This window comes from Tsuneonella sp. HG222, from assembly GCF_053819185.1.
In genome coordinates this window covers 460,244-480,310 of record NZ_JBSOQZ010000001.1, presented here as the reverse complement: position 1 = coordinate 480,310, position 20,067 = coordinate 460,244, and the positions used below count along the sequence as shown (strand labels likewise).

The following is a 20,067-nucleotide window of genomic DNA, read 5'->3' as shown; positions in this document are numbered from 1 at the left end:
TACATCTCTGTGAGCAATCCGCACCTCTATCCGATCGCCATCCAGCCCGGCGACATCGACTTCATGGGCCACGTCAACAACTCGCGCTATCTCGCCTGGGTGCAGGACGCGGTGATCGATCACTGGCGCACGCTCGCCCCGGTCGAGGCGGTGGCGCGGCACCTGTGGGTCGCGCTCAAGCACGAGATCACCTATCGCCGCCCGGCTTTCCTGGGCGACGACGTCGTGGCGCACGTGGTGCTGGAAAAGGTCCAGGGCGTGCGCGCGACCTACGAAACGCTGGTCCGCCGGGGCGAGGAGATCATTGCCGAAGTCCGCTCCACCTGGTGTTCGATCGATGCCGAGACGCGCCGCCCTGCCCGCCTCGCCAGCGAGGTCGTCGAGCGCTTCATGCGCGCGCGCTGAAGCGCTTGAGCTAGCGGTTGCCTGCCGGTTCGGCGCGGAAATCCGGCTCGATCCCGCACGCCCGCCAGTAACCTGCCAGCCCCATTGCCTCGCACAGCGGTTCGAACCGCGGGTCGGCACGCATGGCCGCGGCGGTCGGGATGAACAGGCATTGCGTGGCCCGGCGATGCAGTTCGTTGACGGTCGGATCGCTTGCCGACTTGCGGATGCCGACCGGCAGCGACCCGGCGCGCAGGAAATAGGCCCGCGCAACCTCGAACGCCGCGTCGAGCTCCCCCATGCCGGACAGCTGGATCAGCGCCTGCACGCTTTGCGCGGGGCCGCGTTCGGCGGCCGACAGATTGGCCGCCACCGCCGCGCCGCGCAGTTCGGTCGAGGGATCGACCAGCGCGCGCACCGTGGCCTCGAGATGGCCCAGCGCCACCGGCGGGATCGGCGGGCGGTTGACCTCGTCGTGCAATTGCTGGCGCGCCTGCACGGCCCGTCCGGTGAAGCACAACAGCCAGAAGCAGCAGAACCAGATCGCCGGATGGCGCGGCCACATCTGCATCGCCGCGTCCGCTACCCGGACAGCGTCCTCCACCCGACCCACCGTCCACAACTGATAGATCATCTTGTAATGATAGATCGCCGCCAGTCCGTCAGCGCGGAACAGCGGCTCCAGGACAGCGAGCGCGGCGGCCGGCCGCCCGGTCGACATCTCGAGGACGAGCAGGTCGTGCCGCAACGGTGCGCTGCCGGGATTGCGTTTCAGCGCGCCGAGCAGGACCGCCCGGCGCCGTTTCCAATCGCCGAAGATCGGCCACAGCCCGGCCAATGCGGCGAGCGCTTCGGGCTGTCCGGGCGCCAGCGCCAGCGCGCGTGCGGCCGTCTCCTCGCATTCGGCCACCAGCGCCGCGCAATCGGGCCCGTCGGCGTATTCGACCGCATGGCGCAGCAGCAGCGCCAGCATTCCCCAGGCTTCCGCCCGCGCCGGGTCGAGACGACATGCTCCGCGCAGCGCATCGAGGTCCGAGGGATTGACGGCCGGCAGCCCCAGGCGCCACGTCCGCCAGGCCGCCTGCACCGCCTCGCCCGCCGCGTCGCCCGCATCCGGCAGGGCGCGGGCCCCGCCGCCATGCTGCACCACCAGCGCATAGCCTGAGCCGGACACGGTCTCGATCCGGAAGGCATCGGGCCCGGCCTGGCGCGCCGCCCGCCTGATTCCGGCAATCGCGCGGTTGATGCTGTCGTCCCCCACGGCCACGCCGCTCCAGCAGCGGGCCGCCAGTTCCCCGCGGGTCACCAACTGGCCGGGCCGCTCCGCCAGCAGCAACAGCACCTGCATCATCCGAGGTTCGAGGACGGTGCGCCCGCCGGGACCCGTCATGCACCGCAGCGCCGGGCTGACGAGGACGCTGCCGAGCGCCAGCTCCCCGCGGGGCAAGTGCTGAACTGCGATGTGCGGCTGATCGATCATCACGGCCCCACCCATCGGCGGGAGCGCCCCCGCCATCGGTTTTCCATCATGGCCCAATGTCCGGTTCGCTGGCAAGTTCGACTGGCGCGACAAGGGGAGACGCACCATGGCGGCACCTGTTCTGTCCCGGCTTGCCATCGCGGGCCTGGCATATCTGGCGCTCGGCGCCTGCGGTGGAGACGATGGCGGTGGATCGCCATCACCCTCCCCCACGCCGACTCCCAGCAGCGGCCCGCCCAGCGTGAGCAATCTGGCGCCCGCCCCGTTCGGCATCACTGCCACCACCCAGCTGGCCGTGGTGGGGTGGCAGGAAACCCACCAGACGGCCGCCGCCCCGATCGTGGCGCTGGCGAGCGAAAAGTTCAGCCTGGGATGGTCGGCGAGCGAAAAGACCTACACCGCGGCGCTCGCCGATTTCGGCTCGGGCAGGCTCGTCTACACCTTTCCCGGCAACAATCCGGCAGCGTTCTCTCTGGTGGACGCCAACGGCGCCAAGCTGCCGGTCTATGTCTCGATTTTTCTTCAGACGAGCGCGATGGGCAAGCTCAACTGGCAGTCGGCCGACGGAATTACGCCGTTTACGAGGGGGAGCTACATTTCGGTATTCCTTCCAGCCCTTTGCCGACGACCGGAAAACGGGTCTTTGTGACCGACACCGGTACCACGCCGCAAAGCGTGTTGCTGGTGGATTTCGCAACGCGGAAAGTCAGTGGAACGCTGACGACGGCCTACACCGATGGATGGGGGCCCTATCCCGGTCTCAAGGTGCAGGCGGTGCTCGATCCTGCGGAGCTGAACGCGGATGGCACGTTTACCGGAGTCATCGGGGTCGCCGGCGCGCCCAGCCAGGGTGAGCTGCGCGGTCGCTTGTTCGGCGGCGACGCCAACAGCCTGGGGGTTTACTGGAACGGCCCCGCCAAGTGGCCGGTGTGGACGGACGATTCCTCGCCGCTGCAGCCCCCCTGGCTTCCGTGGCGGGCGGTCATGGGGTACGCGGCCTGCACGTCGAACTGCCCGCTCTGACCTACTCCGCGGCCTCCGCCAGAGCGGCGGGGTCCGCGTCGCGCCAGTCGCCATCCCTGGGGAAGGCGAAACTGACCGCGCGAATGCCCGCATAGTCCACCTCGTCGCCGGCGAACGCGAGCTGGCCGGTGTCCCGGTGGCGCTTGACCGCGTCGAGCAGCAGCTTGCGCGCGCGGTAGATCACCCGGTCGCAGGTGCCGAGATACTCTTTCGTGCGGTCGACGATGGGGCCCATCGATTCCTGCACGGCGAAATCCTCGTAGGCGTTGCCGCGCCCGGTGATCCCGCTCCAGTGCCCGTCGGCCATGGCCGCGCGGTCCTGCCCCCAGAGGTTGTCCGGCCCGCCCATGTCGGCGTTGAAGTGGTCCGCATCGCCGCTCCAGGTGCCGAATGCGGTCATCAGGTCGCGCTGCAGCGGTCCGCCGGTGTCGTACAGGATGTACCACTGCGCGGTCGTCACGTCGTCGAGCGGGATCGAGCAGCAGGCGACACGCGCACCGGTCGGCGCGGCGGGGATGAAGCTGAAGAACGGCAGCGCCACTTCGCGCACCCGGGCATAGCTCAGGTCGCCCAGTTCGGCGCGAATGGCGCCCTCGCGAAAGCCGTAAGGCCGCTCGTCGAACTCGAACACTGGCGCGCCGTCGCCCAGCATGTAGTCGCTCTCGTCCTTGAAGTAGTCGCGGCCGGTATCGCTGCCCAGGTTGGTCGCGTGCAGGAAGGTGACGTGCGCGCTGTCGAGCAGCGCCTCCAGCCCCTGCAGCCAGTTCGTCCGGATGATCCCGCGATAGGGCTGGACCTGCTCGGCGCCGAGCGCGGTGAACTCGTAGTCGGGAAAGCGCGGCGGCGTTTCGGCCTGCCCGAGATAGGCCCACACGATGCCGCCCGCCTCGCGCACCGGATAGGCGGTGACCGGCACGCTCGCGGCGAAGCGGTCGCGCTGGCTGCGCGGCTCGATCGGCGCATCGATGCACTGGCCGTCTGCGCTGAATTGCCAGCCGTGGAAGATGCACCGCAGGCCGCCGGACTCGTTGCGCGCCAGCCGCAGGCTTGCGCAGCGGTGGGGGCAGGCTTCCTGCATCAGCCCGGGGGTGCCGTCGGGGCTGCGGAATGCGACGAGGTTTTCGCCGAACAGCCGCACCTTCTGCGGCGAGCCGCCCGCCTCCAGGCCGGCGGAGCGATAGGCCGGGATCCAGTATTCGCGCAGCATCGCGCCCATCGGTGCGTCGCCCTCGACCCGGGTCAGCAGGTCGTTGTCCGCCTTGTTCACCATGCCTCTCTCCTTGCGGCGCAAGGCTAACACGAAGCCGCGCGTGGCCGAAGGCTAGTTCGCCTGCGGCCGCCCGCCGGGCTTCCAGCGGGGCTCGGCCTCGCTGTCCGCCAGCTTGCGCAGCGGCTCCGCGAGCGAGCCGATGGCACTGGTTATGAAGGCGAAGTCGATGTTGCTCAGGTCGTCGCGCGGGGTGTGGTAATTGGGCTCCGGCCCCCAGCCCGATACGGTGTGCGCAACCACGCCGCGCAGCGCGAGCGCGTAGTTGTCGGAACGCTGGAAAAAGAGCAGCTCCGGGTACGGATCCGGCACGACCTGGCCACCCATCGAGGCCAGCGTTGGCCCGAAGTCCGACCGCTCGTAGCCAGTCATCATCAGCGCGCCGGGCGCGAGCCTGGGGTCCTGCTTGCCGACGAGTTCGAATTCCAGGTTGGCGGCGATCCTCTCCAGCGGCACCGGGGGATACGCGGCGAAGTACCGCGAGCCGAGCAAGCCAAGTTCTTCCGATCCGTAAGTGACGAAGAGAATGCCCCGGCGGGTCGGGCCCCCGGCGGCCAGCACCCGTGCCAGCTCGATCACCGCCGCGGTGCCGGACGCATTGTCGTTCGCGCCGATGTAGACCTCGCCCTCGCGCACGCCCAGGTGATCGTGATGGGCGCTGAGCAGGATGGGCCCTGCCGTCGGATCGCTACCGGGCAGGTAGCCGATGACATTGGTCGTGACCGCGCGGTCCGACAGGTCGAGCGGCACCGAGAGCACGACCTCCTCGCCGGCCATCTTCGCCAGATCATCGACCTCCGCCTGCGAGAGCAACGCCATCGGCAGAAGCGGACTGGCTTCGACTCCCTCAATCCGCGCAGCCATTTGCGGCACACCGCCGGCTTGCATGAAGCTGCGCAGGACGGCCGCGGTTTCCGGGACAAGCAACAGCTTCACCCCGCGCGCGAACGCGCCGAGGCGCAGCGGTGTGCTGTTGGCAACGGGCCTGGTGAGCAGGACAACCTCCGCCCCTTCGGGAATCCTGGCAGCATCGGGCTTGTCCAGCACCGTCAGCCGGCCGGAGACGTCGCCGGTCAACCGCGTCGGAACCAGGCTGGCGAACGTCTTGTCGCCCACCCTCAGGGAGACTTTGCCCGACAGGCGCGGACGGACGAGGTTAACCTTCTGAAGCATGCCGTCCATGCCGGGCGCGGGCTGCAGCCCGGCAATGCGAAACTGGCTGGCGACATAGGCGGCGGCGATCGCCTCGTCGCGGGTGGCGCTGGCGCGGCCCTGCAGCTCCGGCCCGGCGAGAAATTCCATGTCCGCCCGGATGCGCGCTTCCTGCACGCCGCCAGAATCCGCCATCGCCGGGGCGGCTATGGTTGCAAGCGCGAGGGCCAGGGCGAGCATCGCGCGGCGCATCAGGCAAGGCTTTCCGGGCCGAACGCGGCGGGCAGCAGGTGCGAAAGCTTCATGCGCCGCACCTCGGACGGCCCGACGCAGAGCACCTCCGGATCGGTCCCGCCCAGCGCGGCGAGTTCGTTGAGCACCTGGCGGCAGCGGCCGCACGGGGTGATCGGATCTACGCCCCCTCTGTCTTCCGGCCCTATCACCGCGACCTGCACCAGCCCGCCGCGCCGCCCGTCCTGCATCGCCTTGGCCACCGCCACGGTCTCGGCGCACAGCGCCAGGCCGTAGCTCGCGTTCTCGATGTTGCAGCCGGTCACGACCGACCCGTCGGCAAAGCGCAGCGCGGCCCCCACCTGGAAGTTCGAATAGGGCGCATAGGCGCCCGCGGCCGCCCCCCGCGCCAGCGCGATCAGTTCGCGCTCGTCATCGCTCAAGGCTGCAGCACCACCCATCGCACAGGCTCCTCGCTCGCTTCGTTACGGTAGTGCGCATTGGCGGTCCACAGCGTCCACGGGCGGCCGCCGTAGTCGGGCTGCATCCAGTCGCTGTCGAGCCAGAGGTTGCGCTCCAGCTTGGCGGCGATGTGATATTCGCCCTCGAACCCGGACGAGATCTTCAGCACCGCCGGCTGGCCCGCATGCCCTTCCACCTGGTTGAGGAAGGTCGTCAACTCGCTCTCGACCATCGCCTCGCCCACGCGGGTCGGGCAGTCGGCCGCCAGCGTGCCGAGCTCGATCGCCGGGGGCAGCAACTGCGCGTCGCGCGGGACGATCGTCATGAAATTGGCGCTCTGCACCTCGGCGGTCAGGCACGGGTCGTAGCGGTGGACCGCGCCGACCATCAGCCCGGCCTCGCGCGCGGCGCGCAGGTTGCGGCCGAAGGCGGGATCGCGCGCGGCGGCGCCGTCGCTCGCCTCGAGATAGGCGAAGCTCGCCCCGATCGCGCGGAACGCCTCGAAATTGGCGCGCCCGTCCTCGGCGCCGATCAGAACGCCCTGGGCAGGGTATTCGCTCATTTCCGGCCGCCAGTTCTGCGCCTGCCACCACGTCCAGCCGCCGCCGGCCGCGGCCGCCAGCAACAGCACCGCAACGGCGCGCGCGCGCCAGCCGAATGCCCGTTTCCTGCCCATGATTCCCCGTGCGACCCCAGTCCGTCAGGCGCGAATATGCAGCACGCAGATCAAGGTGAAAAGCCGCCGCGCGGTGTCGAAGTCGGTTTCCACCTTCCCCTCCAGCGCTTCCATCAGATAGCGCCCGCCGCGGTCGTGGATGCCCCGGCGCGCCATGTCGAGCGTCTCCAGCTCGGCGGCGGAGGCCTTGCGCAGCGCCTTGTAGTAACTGTCGCAAATCGCGAAATATTCGCGCACCACGCGTCGGAACCGCGCCAGGCCGAGGCCGATCGTGGCGGCGTCCCGACCCGCGTGGTCGCGCACCCCCACCTCCAGCCGCCCTTCGACCACCGCAAGGTCGAGCGACCAGGGCCCGCGGTGGCCATTCTCCGCCGCGCGCAACGGTCGGAAGCGGCTGTCCACCGCCAGGTCGTGCAGCGCCGCCGCGCGTTCCTGCTCGACCTCGGGCCCGCGCGCCAGCACGGTCGTCTCGTCGAGCGAAATGGCCAGGATGCGGTCTTCCGACATGGCGCGGGCTTTCGCAGACGTGGCATGGCGCGGCAAGCCATCCCCGCTATCCACAGCCCCCAGTGCCCGCCTTTCGCCGCAGCGCCCTTGCCGCGAATCCTGCATCGGCGCACTAAGCCGCGATGTCCGACAGCGATCTCCTGCTACGCCCCCGACCCGACACCGCCAGCGCGCAAGGGACCGGCCCGGCCGGCCGCGCGCTGCCTTCCAACCTCGAGGCGGAGGCCGCGTTCCTCGGCGCGGTGCTGATCGACAACCGGGTTCTGGAAGAGCTGGTCCTCCCCCTGCGCGCCGACCATTTCTTCGATCCGCTGCACGGCCGCATCTTCGAACGGGTGCTGGTGCAGATCGACAAGCAGATGGTCGTTACCCCGGTAACGCTGAAGCCCTATTTCGAAGCCGACGAAGCGCTGCGCGAGCTTGGCGGCACCGCCTATCTCGCGCGCCTTACCGCCGACGGCCAGGGCCTGCTCGCCCCGCGCGAACTGGCCCAGCAGATCTACGATCTCGCGCTGCTGCGCGAACTGGTCACCGTGGGCCGCGAACTGGTGGAAAACGCGCTGGATACCTCGGAAGAGGTCGAGCCGATGCGCCAGATCGAACGCGCCGAGGCACGCCTGTTCGAGGTGGCCGAGGGGGCGACCAGCTCCAACGAGGCGGAAAGCTTCGGCGCGGCGAGCAAGGAAGCGCTGCGCATGGTGGAGGCGGCGCTCAATTCGGGCGGCCACGTCAGTGGCAAGACCACCGGCTTCGATTCGATCAACGACAAGTGCGGCGGGCTGCACAATTCCGACCTCATCATCTGCGCCGGGCGCCCGGGCATGGGCAAGTCGTCGCTGGCGATGAACATCGCCTACAACTGCGCCGCGCGCCTCAAGCGCGACCGGGCCGACGGGATCGACAAGTCGGTCGGTGCCGGGGTCGCGGTGTTCAGCCTGGAAATGAGCAAGGACCAGCTCGCCACCCGCATCCTGGCCGAACAGTCGGGCATCCCGTCCGAGAAGCTGCGCATGGGCAAGATCAGCCGCGACGAGTTCGCCGAGTTGTCCTACGCCAGCCAGCGCCTCGCCGACCTGCCGCTGTTCATCGACGATACCCCGGCGCTCTCGATCGGCGCGCTGCGCACGCGGGCCCGCCGGCTCAAGCGCAAGAGCGACATCGGCCTGATCGTGGTCGACTACCTGCAACTGCTGCAGGGATCGGGCCGCGCGAACGACAACCGCGTCAACGAGATTTCGGAGATCAGCCGCGGCCTCAAGACGCTGGCCAAGGAACTGCAGGTGCCGGTGATCGCGCTCAGCCAGCTCAGCCGCGCGGTCGAACAGCGCGACGACAAGCGCCCGCAGCTATCCGATCTGCGCGAATCCGGCTCGATCGAGCAGGACGCCGACATGGTCTGGTTCATCTACCGCGAGGATTACTACGTCGCCGCCAAGGAGCCGCAGCGGCCCAGCGAGGGCGACGATCCCAAGACGCACGAAGCCCACGCCGCCTGGGCCGCGCAGATGGAACGCGTCTACGGCCTGGCCGAACTGATCGTCGCCAAGCAGCGCCACGGCGCGACGGGCAAGGTGCGGCTCCGGTTCGAGCCCAAGATCACCAAGTTCTCCGACCTTGCGGAGGGAGATTACGGGGCGAATTGGGAGTAGCGGACGCGCACACCTTGCTGGTGCGCGCGTATCGCCGGTTACCCCACCATCAAGGCAACCTCGCGCCGCAGTTCCTCGGCCGACAGGGTCGGCGAGCGGTTCGGGCGGCGGGTGAATGTGGGGGAGTGCGCCATCGCCGCGTAGTTGAGCGAGAGCGTGGGGCGCTTGCGAGCGCCGAGTGTCTGGATTGTCATAAGTGTCGTGCGGCGCGCCCGGTGCGGGGCCGCCAATGTCTTTCAATATGTGGCGAGGCTCAGCGGCGGAAGCCGGCGCGCCGCTTGGGCGGGCCGCCTTGTCCGGGCGAGCGTTCGCGAAACACGATCCGGCCCTTGGTCAGATCGTAAGGGGTCATTTCCACGTGGACCCGGTCGCCTGCGACCGAGCGGATGCGAAACTTGCGCATCTTGCCCGCAGTGTAGGCGACCAGAACGTGCTCGTTGTCCAGAATCACGCGAAAGCGCCCGTCGGGCAGCATCTCGTCGATCGTTCCTTCCATGGTGAGCAGTTCTTCCTTCGCCAAACCGGGTTCCTTTCGTGGAGTGAATACGAATGCGCGGGCGAGGCGTGTGCCCCGTGCGCCAGTGCCGAAGCACCTGCCGAAAAAGTATCGAGATGGAAATGCGCGCCGATGTGGCCGCGAGTCCGTCGCAAACGACGTCAGCAAGGGGGCAGATAGGGATTTGCCGGGAAAAAGCAACCCCGCCGGCGCCGCGCTCGGCCGGCCACGGCGATGCGGCGAGAAACAACTTTCCTACAGGCAGGCGGCCGGGCCATGCTGCGCGCTGCTCTTTCTTACCGTCGATTCGCCGCGTGCCGGGCGCGCAAGGGGATGATGCTCCGCCCCGATTTTGCGCCTGCAGGCGGAAGGGAACGCGCCGCCTTTCAGGTGTATACTTGGTGTAACCTTTCGGCCCCGCGCCCCCGCCTAGAGCCCCAGGTTGAGCTTGCGGCTGACCGTGTAGTCCACCACCGAGACGAGGAACCAGCTGCTCCACCACCGGATGCGGTTCCACACGGTGGCGCGGCGTTCGTGCAGCGCCGGGGTGATTTCCAGGCTGGCGGGAATGTGCTGGCCGATGAAGGCGCTCATCCGGTCGGCCAGCGCCTTGTCCTCGATCCGCACCACGATCTCGAGGTTCACGTAGAGGCTGCGCATGTCGAAGTTGGCGCTGCCCATGTAGACCGCGTCGTCGAGTACGATCAGCTTGGTGTGCAGCTTGCAGGCGTTGAATTCCCACAACTGCGCCCCGGCCTTCAGGAGCTTGCGGTACAGCGCGCGCGACGCGCCGATGGTGGCGTTGTTGTCGCTCTTGCCGGCCATCACCAGCCGCGTGTTGCCCTTCTCCGCGATCCGCCGGATGCGCTTCCTGAGGCGGAACGGCGGCGAGAAGTAGGCCATCATCATATCCAGCCGTTCGCCGCGGATCAGGTCGCGGCTGACGCATCGGGCCCAGCTCGACAGGCCGCGCGTCGGCCCGCCGACGAGGAGCTGGACCGGGGCCGTCCCGCTGTCCCACTCGCGCACGCGGCGCCGGATGTCGCGGAACCGGCCGCCGGGCTGGCGGGCCCATTCCTCCAGCGTGTCGAACCAGTGCGCGACCCGGCCGACCAGGCTGCCGCGCACGGTGAAGGCCAGGTCGTTCCAGCCGTTCTCGGCCGGCGGGGCGAAATAGCTGTCCTCGACGTTGAACCCGCCGAGCATGGCGATCTCGCCGTCGACCACGACCATCTTTTGATGGTTGCGGATCAGGTAGCGGACCGACCAGCGCGGCATGAAGCAGCAGAACGTGCCGCCCGCCTCGACCAGCCCGGCGAAGAACTCCGCCCCCGCCTTGGCGCCGAACCCGTCGACCACGACGCTGACCGCGACGCCGCGCCGGGCGGCCTCGATCACCGCATCGCGCACCTGGATGCCGCTGGCATCGGGGCTGAAGATGTAGAACGCGATCCGCAGGCTCGTGCGGGCCTGCGCGATCAGGGCGAGCAGCGCGTCGAAGCGGTCCTGCCCGCCGGGATAGAAGACCAGCGACTGGCCCTGCGCCTCGAACGCGAACGGATCGGGGGCGCGCCAGTCGGCGGCTGCCGGCGGCAATGTCTCACAGGCCGGCCCGGCACTCTCCATCACCCCTCCATAGCACCTTGCCCGGCGGCGAAAACCTTGACTCTTGCGCCTGTCCGCCCTAGGTGGCGCGCTTTCCGTACAACCCTCGAATTACACCGGAGTGCCCGATGGCGCGCGTTACCGTCGAAGATTGCGTCGACAAGATCCCCAACCGCTTCGATCTCGTGCTCATGGCCGCCCAGCGCGCCCGCGAGATTTCCGGCGGGGCCGAACTGACGATCGACCGCGATCGCGACAAGAACCCGGTCGTCGCGCTGCGCGAGATCGCCGACGAGACGGTGCGCCCCAAGCACCTGCACGAATCGATCATCAGCGGGCTGCAGAAGATTCTGCCCGACGACGAGGAAGATGCCGACGAGATCGGCTCGCTCAGCCAGTCGGCCGAAGCCATGCGCCTGTCGGCGGCGGCCCCCGCCCGCTCGACGTCGATCGGCGGCGATTACGACGGCTGACCGTTAGCCATCGACGAACGATGAGGGCCGCCATCGCGCGGCCCTTTTTCGTTTCGGCGTTCCGCGCTAGACGACCCCTCAGGGGGTCACGATGAACGAACTTGGCGAAATGCTGGGCGGCGCGGTCGAGGGCGGCCTGGTCGCACGCGCAGTCGAACCTGCGGCCGGCAGCCCGGCGCGGGCCGCGGCCGACGGTCACACGCACGAGGGAGCCTGCCTCAACTGCGGCACGGCCCTGGTCGGCCCGCACTGCCATGCCTGCGGCCAGCGCGCCCACGTCCACCGCACGATCGGCGCCTTCTTCCACGACCTGCTGCACGGCGTGTTGCATTTCGAAGGCAAGACCTGGCGCACCCTGCCGATGCTTGCGTGGAAGCCGGGCAAGCTGACCCGCGAGTATATCGAGGGCAAGCGCGCCAAGTACATCAGCCCGATCGCGCTGTTCCTTTTCGTGGTGTTCGTCAGCTTCGCGCTGTGGAGCGCGCTGGGCGGGATCGGCGACGTGGACGGCTCGGTGGACCCGGCCTCGGCCGAGCAGATGCAGGCCAGCCTCGACGATATGGACAAGGAGATCGCCACCCTCGAGAAAGGCATCCAGCGGCTTGAGGCGGCGGGGGACGCGACCAACGAGATTGCGCGGCTCGAGAGTGAACTGGAAAGCAAGCGCAAGGCGCGGCGGCTGACCGCGGATTTGGTCGGGACGATCTCGGGCACCCGAAGCGCGCCAGCAAGCGGTGCCCCGAGCGAAGTGGGAGAGGTTGCCGACATCGTCGGCAACGAAGGTACCGAGGCCGAAAAGAGCGTCGCTGCCTGGATCGGCGAGGCCTGGAAGCACGCCAAGGCTAACCCCAGCCTGCTCGCCTACAAACTGCAGTCCAACGCCTACAAGCTGAGCTGGCTGCTCATCCCGCTGAGCCTGCCGTTCATGTGGCTGCTGTTTCCCTTCAGCCGGAAATTCCGGATGTACGACCACACGGTGTTCGTCACCTATTCGATCGCCTTCATGACCATCCTGGTCCTGCTGTCGAGCATCGGGGCGATGGCCAATATCAAGCCGCTGGTGATCCTGCCGATGCTCTACGCGCCGTATCACCTTTATCGGCAATTGCGCGATGCCTACGCCCTCTCGCGGGGAGGAGCGATCTGGCGGCTGTTCGTCCTGTCCGCCTTCATCTGGCTCGTGCTCGGCCTGTTCGCTCTCGTGATGATGGGTCTGGTGCTCTAGCGAGACTGGTCAGGCGCCCTGCGGCGCCGCCCCGCCCTCGGCATCGCCGGCGCCGCCGAAGCGCTTGCCGGCCTTGGGCACCGCGCTGCCCCGTGTCGGGCGGGCGATGGCCGGTCCGGTCGGCGCGTCGGGACGGTCGATCTTGCCATTCTCGAGCAGCGCCTTGATCTCGTCGCCGGTCAGCGTCTCGTATTCGAGCAGGGCCTGGGCCAGCAGGTGCAGCTTGGCCTCGTCGGTCTTGAGGATCTCGGTCGCGCGCCGGTGAGCGCCCTCGACCAGGCCCTTGATCTCGGCGTCGATCAGCTTGTTGGTCTCCTCGCCCATGAAGGTGCGCTGGGTACCGCCCATGCCGAGGTAGCCTTCCTGGCTCTGCTCGTACTGCAGCGGGCCGAGCTTGTCCGACATGCCCCACTTGGTGACCATGTTGCGGGCCAAATCGGTGGCATAGTGGATGTCCGACGAGGCGCCTGAGCTCACCTTGTCGTAACCGAAGATGATTTCCTCGGCCACGCGGCCGCCCATGCTGACCGACAGGTTCGCGTGCATCTTGTCGCGGTGGTACGAGTAGTTGTCGCGTTCCGGAAGGCGCATGACCATGCCCAGCGCGCGGCCGCGCGGGATGATCGTAGCCTTGTGAATCGGGTCGCTGGCCGGTTCGTTGACCGAGACGATCGCATGGCCCGCCTCGTGATAGGCGGTCATCTTCTTCTCGTCGTCGGTCATGACCATGGAACGCCGCTCGGCACCCATCATGACCTTGTCCTTGGCGTCCTCGAACTCCTGCATGGCGACGAGGCGCTTGTTGCGCCGCGCGGCGAGCAGGGCCGCCTCGTTGACGAGGTTGGCGAGGTCGGCACCCGAGAAGCCGGGCGTGCCACGGGCGATCGTGCGCGGATTGACGTCGGGCGCCAGCGGCACCTTCTTCATGTGCACCGCGAGGATCTTCTCGCGACCCTCGATATCGGGGATCGGCACCACGACCTGGCGGTCGAAGCGGCCCGGGCGCAGCAGCGCGGGATCGAGCACGTCGGGCCGGTTGGTCGCGGCGATGATGATGATGCCTTCGTTCGCCTCGAACCCGTCCATCTCGACGAGGAGCTGGTTCAGCGTCTGCTCGCGCTCGTCGTTCGAGTTGCCGAGCCCGTGGCCACGATGGCGGCCGACCGCGTCGATTTCGTCGATGAAGACGATGCACGGCGCATTCTTCTTGGCCTGTTCGAACATGTCGCGCACGCGGCTGGCGCCGACGCCGACGAACATCTCGACGAAGTCCGAGCCGGAGATGGTGAAGAACGGCACGCCCGCCTCACCCGCAATGGCGCGGGCGAGCAGCGTCTTGCCGGTGCCGGGCGAGCCGACCAGCAGCGCGCCCTTGGGAATCTGCCCGCCGAGCTTGGAGAAGCGCTGCGGATCGCGCAGGAACTCGACGATTTCCTCCAGCTCCTCGCGCGCTTCGTCGATGCCGGCGACATCCTCGAACGTCACGCGGCCCTGCTTCTCGGTCAGCAGCTTGGCCTTCGACTTGCCGAAGCCCATCGCGCCCGAACCGCCGCCCTTCTGCACCTGGCGCAAGGCGAAGAACGCCACGCCCAGGATCAGCAGGAACGGCAGCGACTGGATGAGGATGTACTGCAGCACACCCATCTCTTCCTTCGCCGCGCCGGAATAGCGCACGCCGTTGTCGTCCAGCAGCTTGGTCAGGCTGGTGTCGTTGTCGACCGGGACCGTCGAGAAGCTCTCGCCGTTCTTCAGCTTGCCCGAAATCGCATCGGGAGCGATCTGTACGGATTCGACCGACCCTTCGGCAACCTTGGCCCGAAAGGCGGAATATTCCAGCGCGTCGGCCGCGGCGGTGCGCGGGCCGCTGAACAGCGAAACCACGACCAGCAGGCCGAGGAAAATCCCGCCCCACACCATCATGGACTTCATCCACGGATTGCCGTTGTTTTCGGGCTCGCGGTTATCGCTCATTTTGCAGGGTCTGCCTTTCGCCCGCCAATGTAGGCGCGCAGGGGTGAATGGCAAGTTGATGGCGGCGCTTTCGCGCTCAGGCGCTCCACACCTGCCATGCCATGACGATGCCCAGAACCACGAACAGCAGGGCGGCCGCGGTCCGGATCGCGTTGAGCGGGATCCGCTCGACCAGTTTCGCGCCGGCGAAGACCACCGGGGCATTGGCCAGCATCATCCCCAGCGTTGTGCCTCCCGCGACCCACAGGACACTGCCATAGCGCGCCGCCAGCGCCACCGTGGCGACCTGCGTCTTGTCGCCCATCTCGACGAGGAAAAAGGCGACCAGCGTGGTCAGGAACGCGCCGTAGCGGGAAGGCTTGGGCGCCTCGTCCTCGTCCAGCTTGTCGGGCACCAGGGTCCACAGCCCCATGGCAACGAAGCCGGCGGCCACGGCATAGCGGAACCAGTCGCTTTCCAGCCAGGCGGCCGCACTGGCCCCGACGAGCGCCGCGAGGCCGTGGTTGGCGAGCGTCGCCAGCAGGATCCCGGCGACGATCGGCCAAGGCTTGCGGAACCGCGCCGCCAGCACGATCGCCAGCAACTGGGTCTTGTCGCCGATCTCGGCGAGCGCGACGACGAGGGTCGAGGCGAGAAAGGCTTCCATGCGCGCCGCCTAGCTGCGGGCGGGTGCCGGCGAAACCCCTACTCGGCCAGGTCGCCGGAGAAAGTCCGCTCGCCCCGGCGAACGACGTGGATGTCGCAGATCAGCCCGCCGCGCAGGGTGTAGGTCACCCGCACGGGGACGTCGTACCATTCGCCCTTGCGCAGCGGGCCGACGACGAAATCGGGCGCATCCTCCTGCGCGACGAAGCGGCTGACCGCGTCGTAGACGATCTTGTCGTCGCCGAACTCGAGGTGCTCGGGGATCACGGTCTCGCGCACGCTGGCGAACATCGGGCGGTAGAAGTCGACGATGCCCTTGCGCCCGACCACGTCGCCGACAGTGCTCGTCAGGTGCAGCACGACGTCCTCGGTGTAGAAGCGCGGGAAGCGCTCGAACTCCGCGCCGGAGAAAGCCGCGGAATAAGCTGCGAAGGCGGCCTGCTGGCTGGGGTGGGTGCCCAACCGGGGCAGCCTGCTGACGCCGTGGCCGGGTGGCCAGGTCATCGACTTGAGCTCGCGGATGAGGCCGGCGCGGTCTAGCGTGTAGGTGACGAAGAACTTGACCGTGACCATGTCGCCGGGGTGCAGTTCGCCGAACGGAAAGTCGGGCCGGTGCTTGCTGGCGTGGAAGTCCATGTCGACTTCGGCGAAGAGCAACCCGTCGCGGCTCAGCACGGTCTGCGGCCGCATGACCTCGCGCACCCCGTCGTGCGCCCAGCGCAGGAAGGCGAGCAGGCCCTCGCGCCCCTCGCGCACGCCGTTGGCGCTGATCATCCGGCAGTCGGGGGCGAAGAAGCGATCGACCAGCGCCGCGTCGTCGCCGGTGTTGAACAGCGCTTCGTAGGCTTGGTAGTCGAGTTCCATGGCAGAGCGGTATGCATGCTGCGGGCCAGATGGGGAAGCCCGCTGCGAATTGCGGCCGCCGCGAACGGATTGGCGCAAATTTTCGGCGTTCTGTCGACTCGCCTGGCTGAGCGCAGAAACCTTTTTCCTTTCCGTCGCTTGAGGCACGGGGAGCCGGATACGGCGGAGGGATCACTTCGTGTTCCGTCCGCTCACGACTCCATTCCATACGAACCTTGTTGCAATGCAGCACAATATATGTTGCATTGCGGAAACTTTGACCGACCGGAGAGTTGAGGAAGACACGTCCGACAACATGGAAAGGCGCCGATGACTTTCGATCCGTCCCTCAAGACATTCGGCCCGGTTTCGGATGGCGCCAACAGCGCGATCTTCGCCTTCGAACCGCGCAAGCCTTCGATGCCGGCCATTCCGTCGCGTCGCATTGCCCTGATCGGCAACTTCGCGCCCCGCAAGTGTGGTATCGCCACCTTCACGACCGACGTTTTCGAGAAGCTGACGCGGTACCACCCGGAAATCACCGTCGACGTCTTCGCGCTCGACGATCCGCGCGAACCGATCGCCTACGAAGGCGTCGCGGGGGTGATCTCTTGCAATGATCCGGAAGCCTACCGCGCGGCCGCGCGCCGCATCACCGACACCGGTTACGATGCCGTCTGGCTGCAGCACGAATTCGGCATCTTCGGCGGCCCCGACGGGGAGATGGTTCTCGAACTGATCGATCGGATCGCCGCCCCGCTGATCCTCACCCCGCACACCGTGCTGGCCGCGCCTTCGCCCCGGCAGGCCGCCATCCTCGAGCACCTTGTCGCACGGTCCAGCCGGATCATGACGATGAGCAAGCACTCACGTGACCTGCTCGCCACGCGCTATGGCGCGCCGCACGAAATCCTCGCCATCGTCGAGCATGGTGCGCCCGACAGGCCGTTCGGCCGCCAGGACGCCTTCAAGGAGCGGCTCGGCCTGGCCGGGCGTACAGTTCTCACCACTTTCGGTCTGCTCGGCCCCGGCAAGGGCCTGGAGACCGCGATCGAGGCGTTGCCCGCCATCGTCGCGCGCCACCCCGAAGTGGTTTACCGGATCGTGGGGGCCACGCACCCCAATCTCGTCGCCGAGCAGGGCGAGACTTACCGCGAAGGCCTGCAGGAGCTGGCCGGAAAGCTCGGGGTGGCGGACCATGTCTTGTGGGACAACCGCTTCCTCGAAACGGACGAACTGCTCGACCAGCTTGAAGCCTGCGACATCTACCTGACGCCCTATCCGGGGATGCAGCAGTCGACCTCCGGCACGCTGAGCTATGCGGTGGCGCTGGGCAAGGCGGTGGTCTCGACCCCCTACCTTCACGCCCGCGAACTGCTGGCCGAAGGCGTGGGCGAACTGGTCGAACCCAAGGACCCCGGCGCGATCGCCGATCGGGTCAACGACCTGCTGGGCGATCCCGCGCGCCTCGCGGCGCTGCAGAAGCGCGCTTATGCCAAGGGGCGCGAGACCATCTGGCCGCGCTTTGCCGACGGTGCGGCGGCCATCGTGGAGAACGCCATCGCGCGCAAGCCGACCCGCGGTCCCGCCCCCGCTGCCCCCAATCCGCAGGCAGTCATCGCGATGAGCGACGGCACGGGCATGTTCCAGCATTGCATCGGCATAATCCCCGACCGGGCGCACGGATACTGTCTGGACGACAATGTGCGCGCGCTGATGCTGATGAACCACGTCGAAGACCTCGATCCCGCCGAGCGGGACAAGTGGCGCATGGTCTATGCCTCCTTCATCCAGTACGCCTGGAACCCGGAAGCCGGCGCCTTCCGCAACTTCATGCGCTTCGATCGCGGCTGGTGCGAAGACCAGGGGTCGGAAGACTCCAACGGCCGCACGCTTTGGGCCTTAGGCCAGACGATCGAGCTGGCGAACGATCCGTCGATCGCCACTTGGGCCAAGCGCTGGTACGACACCGCGCTGCCGCAGTGCGGCGCCACCGGTAGCCCGCGGGCTACGGCCTTCGCCATGCTGGGCGCTGCCGCCCGGCTGCGCGCGCAGCCCGATCACGGCGCCAGCCTCGACCTGCTGCGCACGGGCGGCGACTTCCTCCACCGCCTGCTTGATTACTCGCGCCGGCCCGACTGGGCCTGGTTCGAGGCGGTCCTCGGCTACGACAACCCGCGCCTGTCGCAGGCGCTGATAGAGGCCGGACAGACGCTGGGGGACGAGCGCCTGCTCGCCGCCGGCATCGACAGCCTTGAGTGGATCGCTGAGCGCCAGGTCGCCGCGGGCGGTCATTTCCGCCCGGTCGGATCCGACACGTTCGGCCACCCTCACGCGCAGCTGCCGTTCGACCAGCAGCCGCTGGAGGTTCAGGCCGCCATTGAAGCCAGCCTGTCGGCCTTCCGCGCCACTCGCAATCCCAAGTGGATCGCCCACGCCGAAACGGCCTGGCGCTGGTTCTTCGGCGCGAACGACCGCGGGGTGACCCTGGCCGACATCGCGACCGGACGGTGCCGGGACGGGATCAATCCGCGCGGAGTGAACGAAAATTGCGGTGCGGAGTCGATCCTGGCCTTCCAACTCTCGTTCTATTCGTTGATAGCGCTGCTGCGGTCGAAGCCGCGCGCGACCACGACGACGACGACGGGAGAATTCATTGCACGGCAAGAGCGGAGCCAGCCAGAGCCCCTTGCGCATACTTGACACCCGGCTCCATGCGGATCCTTCGCGTGTCGTCCTTCGGCCGTTCCACCTCGGCTGGCAGGCCAGCAATGCGCCCGGCGGACGGGCGGCAAAGCTGGTCGACGACGTTTGCGGTCTGAGCGAACGCGAAGTCGTCGAGGAGTATGCCCGAGTCCGTACGGACTTTGCCGAACGGCATTGGCAGACCGAACTCCTGTTCGACGAGCGGTTCGCCGAGGTGGCGCAGAACCTCGGGCTCGACCAGACGAAGTACTCGGCCACCCGCAAGCGGCTGATCGGCGCTTACTTCTGCCACGAATACACCTATGCCGCCGCGGCTCTGATGAACCCGTCGATCGTGCCCCACCCGGACCAGTCCGGCCTGGAAAGCGGCGCCTGCCGTTTCGTCATGTCGCTGCGCGCGGTGGGCGAAGGGCACATCAGCTCCATCGCCTTTCGCGAAGGGATCGCCCGGCCCAGCGGCAACTTCAACCTGTGGCCACAATCGAGCTTCGCTACCTCGGTGGAACTCGACGATGCCAGCATGACGGACAGCGATTCGGCGGTCACCGTCCACCGCCATGCCGAAAGCAGCCTGTCGAACACGGTGATCTTCCCGATCACCGAGCAGCAGTCCAACGGGATGGAGGACCTGCGCCTGGTGCGCTTCGACCATGGCGGCGGCGACTACGAATGGATCGGCACCTACACCGCCTATTCGGGCCGCACGATCCGGTCCGAATTGCTGCGCACGGTCGACTTCAGCCGCTTCCTGCTCGAACCCATCGAAGGCAAGGCGGGGCGCAACAAGGGCATGGCCCTGTTCCCCGAGAAGATCGGCAAGAAGTACGCGATGATCGGCCGGCAGGACGGCAAGAACCTGTTCCTACTGAAATCCGACCGGCTCGACCGCTGGAACTCCGAAGGCACATTGCTGATGGAGCCCAAGTATCCGTGGGAATTCATCCAGATCGGCAACTGCGGCAGCCCGATCAAGACCGAGCACGGGTGGCTGATCTTCACGCACGGCGTGGGCGCAATGCGCAAGTACTCGCTCGGTTGTGCGCTGCTCGATCTCGACAATCCCGCCAAGCTGATCGGCCGCACGAAGGAACCGGTGCTGACCGCGGTCGATGCCGACCGGTCGGGCTATGTCCCGAACGTGGTCTATACCTGCGGGGTGCTGCAGATCGGCGAGCAGTTGCTGATCCCCTACGGCATCTCCGACAGTGCGGTGGGCTTTGCGACCGCGAGCATTGCCGATTTGATGGACCTGATGCGCTGAAGGATCGTTGA

General features: G+C 67.7%; 20 protein-coding genes. 8 read left to right on the top strand and 12 right to left on the bottom strand.

What is annotated here, in order from left to right:
• The first annotated feature begins 3 nt into the window (after positions 1-3).
• Positions 4-405: an acyl-CoA thioesterase gene (locus ACWPMZ_RS02320; RefSeq protein WP_455704152.1), complete on the top strand. Its 402-nt coding sequence runs from the start codon at positions 4-6 to the stop codon at positions 403-405.
• A 10-nt stretch (positions 406-415) separates the two neighbouring features.
• Here the strand turns inward: ACWPMZ_RS02320 and ACWPMZ_RS02315 are convergent, their stop codons facing one another.
• Positions 416-1,900, bottom strand: a complete 1,485-nt coding sequence (locus tag ACWPMZ_RS02315; RefSeq protein ID WP_455702401.1) for a winged helix-turn-helix domain-containing protein — start codon at positions 1,898-1,900, stop codon at positions 416-418.
• A 70-nt stretch (positions 1,901-1,970) separates the two neighbouring features.
• On the opposite strand from ACWPMZ_RS02315, the gene ACWPMZ_RS02310 reads away from it, so the two are divergent.
• Together ACWPMZ_RS02310 and ACWPMZ_RS02305 are read left to right on the top strand one after the other, a co-directional pair.
• Positions 1,971-2,513, top strand: a complete 543-nt coding sequence (locus ACWPMZ_RS02310) for a hypothetical protein (protein WP_455702400.1) — start codon at positions 1,971-1,973, stop codon at positions 2,511-2,513.
• Between the two features lie 35 nt (positions 2,514-2,548).
• Complete coding sequence (locus ACWPMZ_RS02305; protein ID WP_455702399.1) at positions 2,549-2,887, top strand: hypothetical protein; 339 nt, start codon at positions 2,549-2,551, stop codon at positions 2,885-2,887.
• Position 2,888: 1 nt separating this feature from the next.
• On the opposite strand, the gene ACWPMZ_RS02300 is transcribed toward ACWPMZ_RS02305, so the two are convergent.
• From ACWPMZ_RS02300 to ACWPMZ_RS02280, 5 genes are read right to left on the bottom strand one after another with little or no spacing between them, the layout of a single operon-like run.
• Complete coding sequence (locus ACWPMZ_RS02300; RefSeq protein WP_455702398.1) at positions 2,889-4,157, bottom strand: Rieske 2Fe-2S domain-containing protein; 1,269 nt, start codon at positions 4,155-4,157, stop codon at positions 2,889-2,891.
• Positions 4,158-4,208: 51 nt separating this feature from the next.
• Positions 4,209-5,558, bottom strand: a complete 1,350-nt coding sequence (locus ACWPMZ_RS02295) for a M28 family metallopeptidase (RefSeq protein WP_455702397.1) — start codon at positions 5,556-5,558, stop codon at positions 4,209-4,211.
• The gene (locus tag ACWPMZ_RS02290) at positions 5,558-5,998 is read right to left on the bottom strand and encodes a cytidine deaminase (RefSeq protein WP_455702396.1); all 441 of its coding nucleotides are present in this window, start codon (positions 5,996-5,998) and stop codon (positions 5,558-5,560) included. The genes ACWPMZ_RS02295 and ACWPMZ_RS02290 overlap by 1 nt, the downstream gene beginning before the upstream one ends.
• Positions 5,977-6,675 carry a glycoside hydrolase family 25 protein gene (locus tag ACWPMZ_RS02285; protein ID WP_455702395.1) on the bottom strand — a complete coding sequence of 233 codons (699 nt, stop codon included), beginning with the start codon at positions 6,673-6,675 and terminating at the stop codon, positions 5,977-5,979. The genes ACWPMZ_RS02290 and ACWPMZ_RS02285 overlap by 22 nt, the downstream gene beginning before the upstream one ends.
• Before the next feature lie 24 nt (positions 6,676-6,699).
• Positions 6,700-7,182, bottom strand: a complete 483-nt coding sequence (locus ACWPMZ_RS02280; protein WP_455702394.1) for a UPF0262 family protein — start codon at positions 7,180-7,182, stop codon at positions 6,700-6,702.
• Between the two features lie 122 nt (positions 7,183-7,304).
• On the opposite strand from ACWPMZ_RS02280, the gene ACWPMZ_RS02275 reads away from it, so the two are divergent.
• Positions 7,305-8,831: a replicative DNA helicase gene (locus ACWPMZ_RS02275; RefSeq protein ID WP_455702393.1), complete on the top strand. Its 1,527-nt coding sequence runs from the start codon at positions 7,305-7,307 to the stop codon at positions 8,829-8,831.
• A gap of 38 nt (positions 8,832-8,869) precedes the next feature.
• Here ACWPMZ_RS02275 and ACWPMZ_RS02270 read toward each other — a convergent pair whose 3' ends face one another.
• From ACWPMZ_RS02270 to ACWPMZ_RS02260, 3 genes are all read right to left on the bottom strand, one after another.
• Positions 8,870-9,025, bottom strand: a complete 156-nt coding sequence (locus tag ACWPMZ_RS02270; protein WP_455702392.1) for a hypothetical protein — start codon at positions 9,023-9,025, stop codon at positions 8,870-8,872.
• A gap of 59 nt (positions 9,026-9,084) precedes the next feature.
• The gene (infA, locus tag ACWPMZ_RS02265; protein ID WP_455702391.1) at positions 9,085-9,351 is read right to left on the bottom strand and encodes a translation initiation factor IF-1; all 267 of its coding nucleotides are present in this window, start codon (positions 9,349-9,351) and stop codon (positions 9,085-9,087) included.
• Positions 9,352-9,756: 405 nt separating this feature from the next.
• The gene (locus tag ACWPMZ_RS02260) at positions 9,757-10,953 is read right to left on the bottom strand and encodes a phospholipase D-like domain-containing protein (protein ID WP_455702390.1); all 1,197 of its coding nucleotides are present in this window, start codon (positions 10,951-10,953) and stop codon (positions 9,757-9,759) included.
• A gap of 107 nt (positions 10,954-11,060) precedes the next feature.
• Between ACWPMZ_RS02260 and rpoZ the strand changes: the two genes are divergently transcribed.
• Positions 11,061-11,405, top strand: a complete 345-nt coding sequence (gene rpoZ / locus ACWPMZ_RS02255) for a DNA-directed RNA polymerase subunit omega (protein WP_455702389.1) — start codon at positions 11,061-11,063, stop codon at positions 11,403-11,405.
• Between the two features lie 91 nt (positions 11,406-11,496).
• Complete coding sequence (locus ACWPMZ_RS02250; protein ID WP_455702388.1) at positions 11,497-12,630, top strand: DUF3667 domain-containing protein; 1,134 nt, start codon at positions 11,497-11,499, stop codon at positions 12,628-12,630.
• Between the two features lie 9 nt (positions 12,631-12,639).
• Here ACWPMZ_RS02250 and ftsH read toward each other — a convergent pair whose 3' ends face one another.
• The 3 genes from ftsH to ACWPMZ_RS02235 all read right to left on the bottom strand — a co-directional run bounded on the left by ftsH (position 12,640) and on the right by ACWPMZ_RS02235 (position 16,110).
• Positions 12,640-14,601, bottom strand: a complete 1,962-nt coding sequence (gene ftsH / locus ACWPMZ_RS02245; RefSeq protein WP_455702387.1) for an ATP-dependent zinc metalloprotease FtsH — start codon at positions 14,599-14,601, stop codon at positions 12,640-12,642.
• A 76-nt stretch (positions 14,602-14,677) separates the two neighbouring features.
• Positions 14,678-15,247, bottom strand: coding sequence for a TMEM165/GDT1 family protein (locus ACWPMZ_RS02240; RefSeq protein ID WP_455702386.1), 570 nt, complete (start codon positions 15,245-15,247; stop codon positions 14,678-14,680).
• Positions 15,248-15,285: 38 nt separating this feature from the next.
• Positions 15,286-16,110, bottom strand: coding sequence for a nuclear transport factor 2 family protein (locus ACWPMZ_RS02235; protein ID WP_455702385.1), 825 nt, complete (start codon positions 16,108-16,110; stop codon positions 15,286-15,288).
• A gap of 309 nt (positions 16,111-16,419) precedes the next feature.
• Here ACWPMZ_RS02235 and ACWPMZ_RS02230 point away from each other — a divergent pair, with 309 nt between their 5' ends.
• Together ACWPMZ_RS02230 and ACWPMZ_RS02225 are read left to right on the top strand one after the other, a co-directional pair.
• Positions 16,420-18,792 (top strand): glycosyltransferase, encoded by a 2,373-nt coding sequence (locus ACWPMZ_RS02230; RefSeq protein ID WP_455702384.1) that lies wholly within the window; start codon positions 16,420-16,422, stop codon positions 18,790-18,792.
• Positions 18,779-20,056 (top strand): glycoside hydrolase family 130 protein, encoded by a 1,278-nt coding sequence (locus ACWPMZ_RS02225; protein WP_455702383.1) that lies wholly within the window; start codon positions 18,779-18,781, stop codon positions 20,054-20,056. Before ACWPMZ_RS02230 ends, ACWPMZ_RS02225 begins: the two co-directional genes overlap by 14 nt.
• Positions 20,057-20,067 lie beyond the last annotated feature (11 nt).

Excerpts from the sequence above, each read along its gene's own strand:
- ACWPMZ_RS02315 (WP_455702401.1), bottom strand. The coding sequence starts at position 1,900 with ATGGCGGGGGCGCTCCCGCCGATGGGTGGGGCCGTGATGATCGATCAG.
- ACWPMZ_RS02310 (WP_455702400.1), top strand. The coding sequence starts at position 1,971 with ATGGCGGCACCTGTTCTGTCCCGGCTTGCCATCGCGGGCCTGGCATAT.
- ACWPMZ_RS02300 (WP_455702398.1), bottom strand. The coding sequence starts at position 4,157 with ATGGTGAACAAGGCGGACAACGACCTGCTGACCCGGGTCGAGGGCGAC.
- ACWPMZ_RS02295 (WP_455702397.1), bottom strand. The coding sequence starts at position 5,558 with ATGCGCCGCGCGATGCTCGCCCTGGCCCTCGCGCTTGCAACCATAGCC.
- ACWPMZ_RS02290 (WP_455702396.1), bottom strand. The coding sequence starts at position 5,998 with ATGGGTGGTGCTGCAGCCTTGAGCGATGACGAGCGCGAACTGATCGCG.
- ACWPMZ_RS02285 (WP_455702395.1), bottom strand. The coding sequence starts at position 6,675 with ATGGGCAGGAAACGGGCATTCGGCTGGCGCGCGCGCGCCGTTGCGGTG.
- ACWPMZ_RS02280 (WP_455702394.1), bottom strand. The coding sequence starts at position 7,182 with ATGTCGGAAGACCGCATCCTGGCCATTTCGCTCGACGAGACGACCGTG.
- ACWPMZ_RS02275 (WP_455702393.1), top strand. The coding sequence starts at position 7,305 with ATGTCCGACAGCGATCTCCTGCTACGCCCCCGACCCGACACCGCCAGC.
- ACWPMZ_RS02270 (WP_455702392.1), bottom strand. The coding sequence starts at position 9,025 with ATGACAATCCAGACACTCGGCGCTCGCAAGCGCCCCACGCTCTCGCTC.
- ACWPMZ_RS02260 (WP_455702390.1), bottom strand. The coding sequence starts at position 10,953 with ATGGAGAGTGCCGGGCCGGCCTGTGAGACATTGCCGCCGGCAGCCGCC.
- rpoZ (WP_455702389.1), top strand. The coding sequence starts at position 11,061 with ATGGCGCGCGTTACCGTCGAAGATTGCGTCGACAAGATCCCCAACCGC.
- ACWPMZ_RS02250 (WP_455702388.1), top strand. The coding sequence starts at position 11,497 with ATGAACGAACTTGGCGAAATGCTGGGCGGCGCGGTCGAGGGCGGCCTG.
- ftsH (WP_455702387.1), bottom strand. The coding sequence starts at position 14,601 with ATGAGCGATAACCGCGAGCCCGAAAACAACGGCAATCCGTGGATGAAG.
- ACWPMZ_RS02240 (WP_455702386.1), bottom strand. The coding sequence starts at position 15,247 with ATGGAAGCCTTTCTCGCCTCGACCCTCGTCGTCGCGCTCGCCGAGATC.
- ACWPMZ_RS02235 (WP_455702385.1), bottom strand. The coding sequence starts at position 16,110 with ATGGAACTCGACTACCAAGCCTACGAAGCGCTGTTCAACACCGGCGAC.
- ACWPMZ_RS02230 (WP_455702384.1), top strand. The coding sequence starts at position 16,420 with ATGACTTTCGATCCGTCCCTCAAGACATTCGGCCCGGTTTCGGATGGC.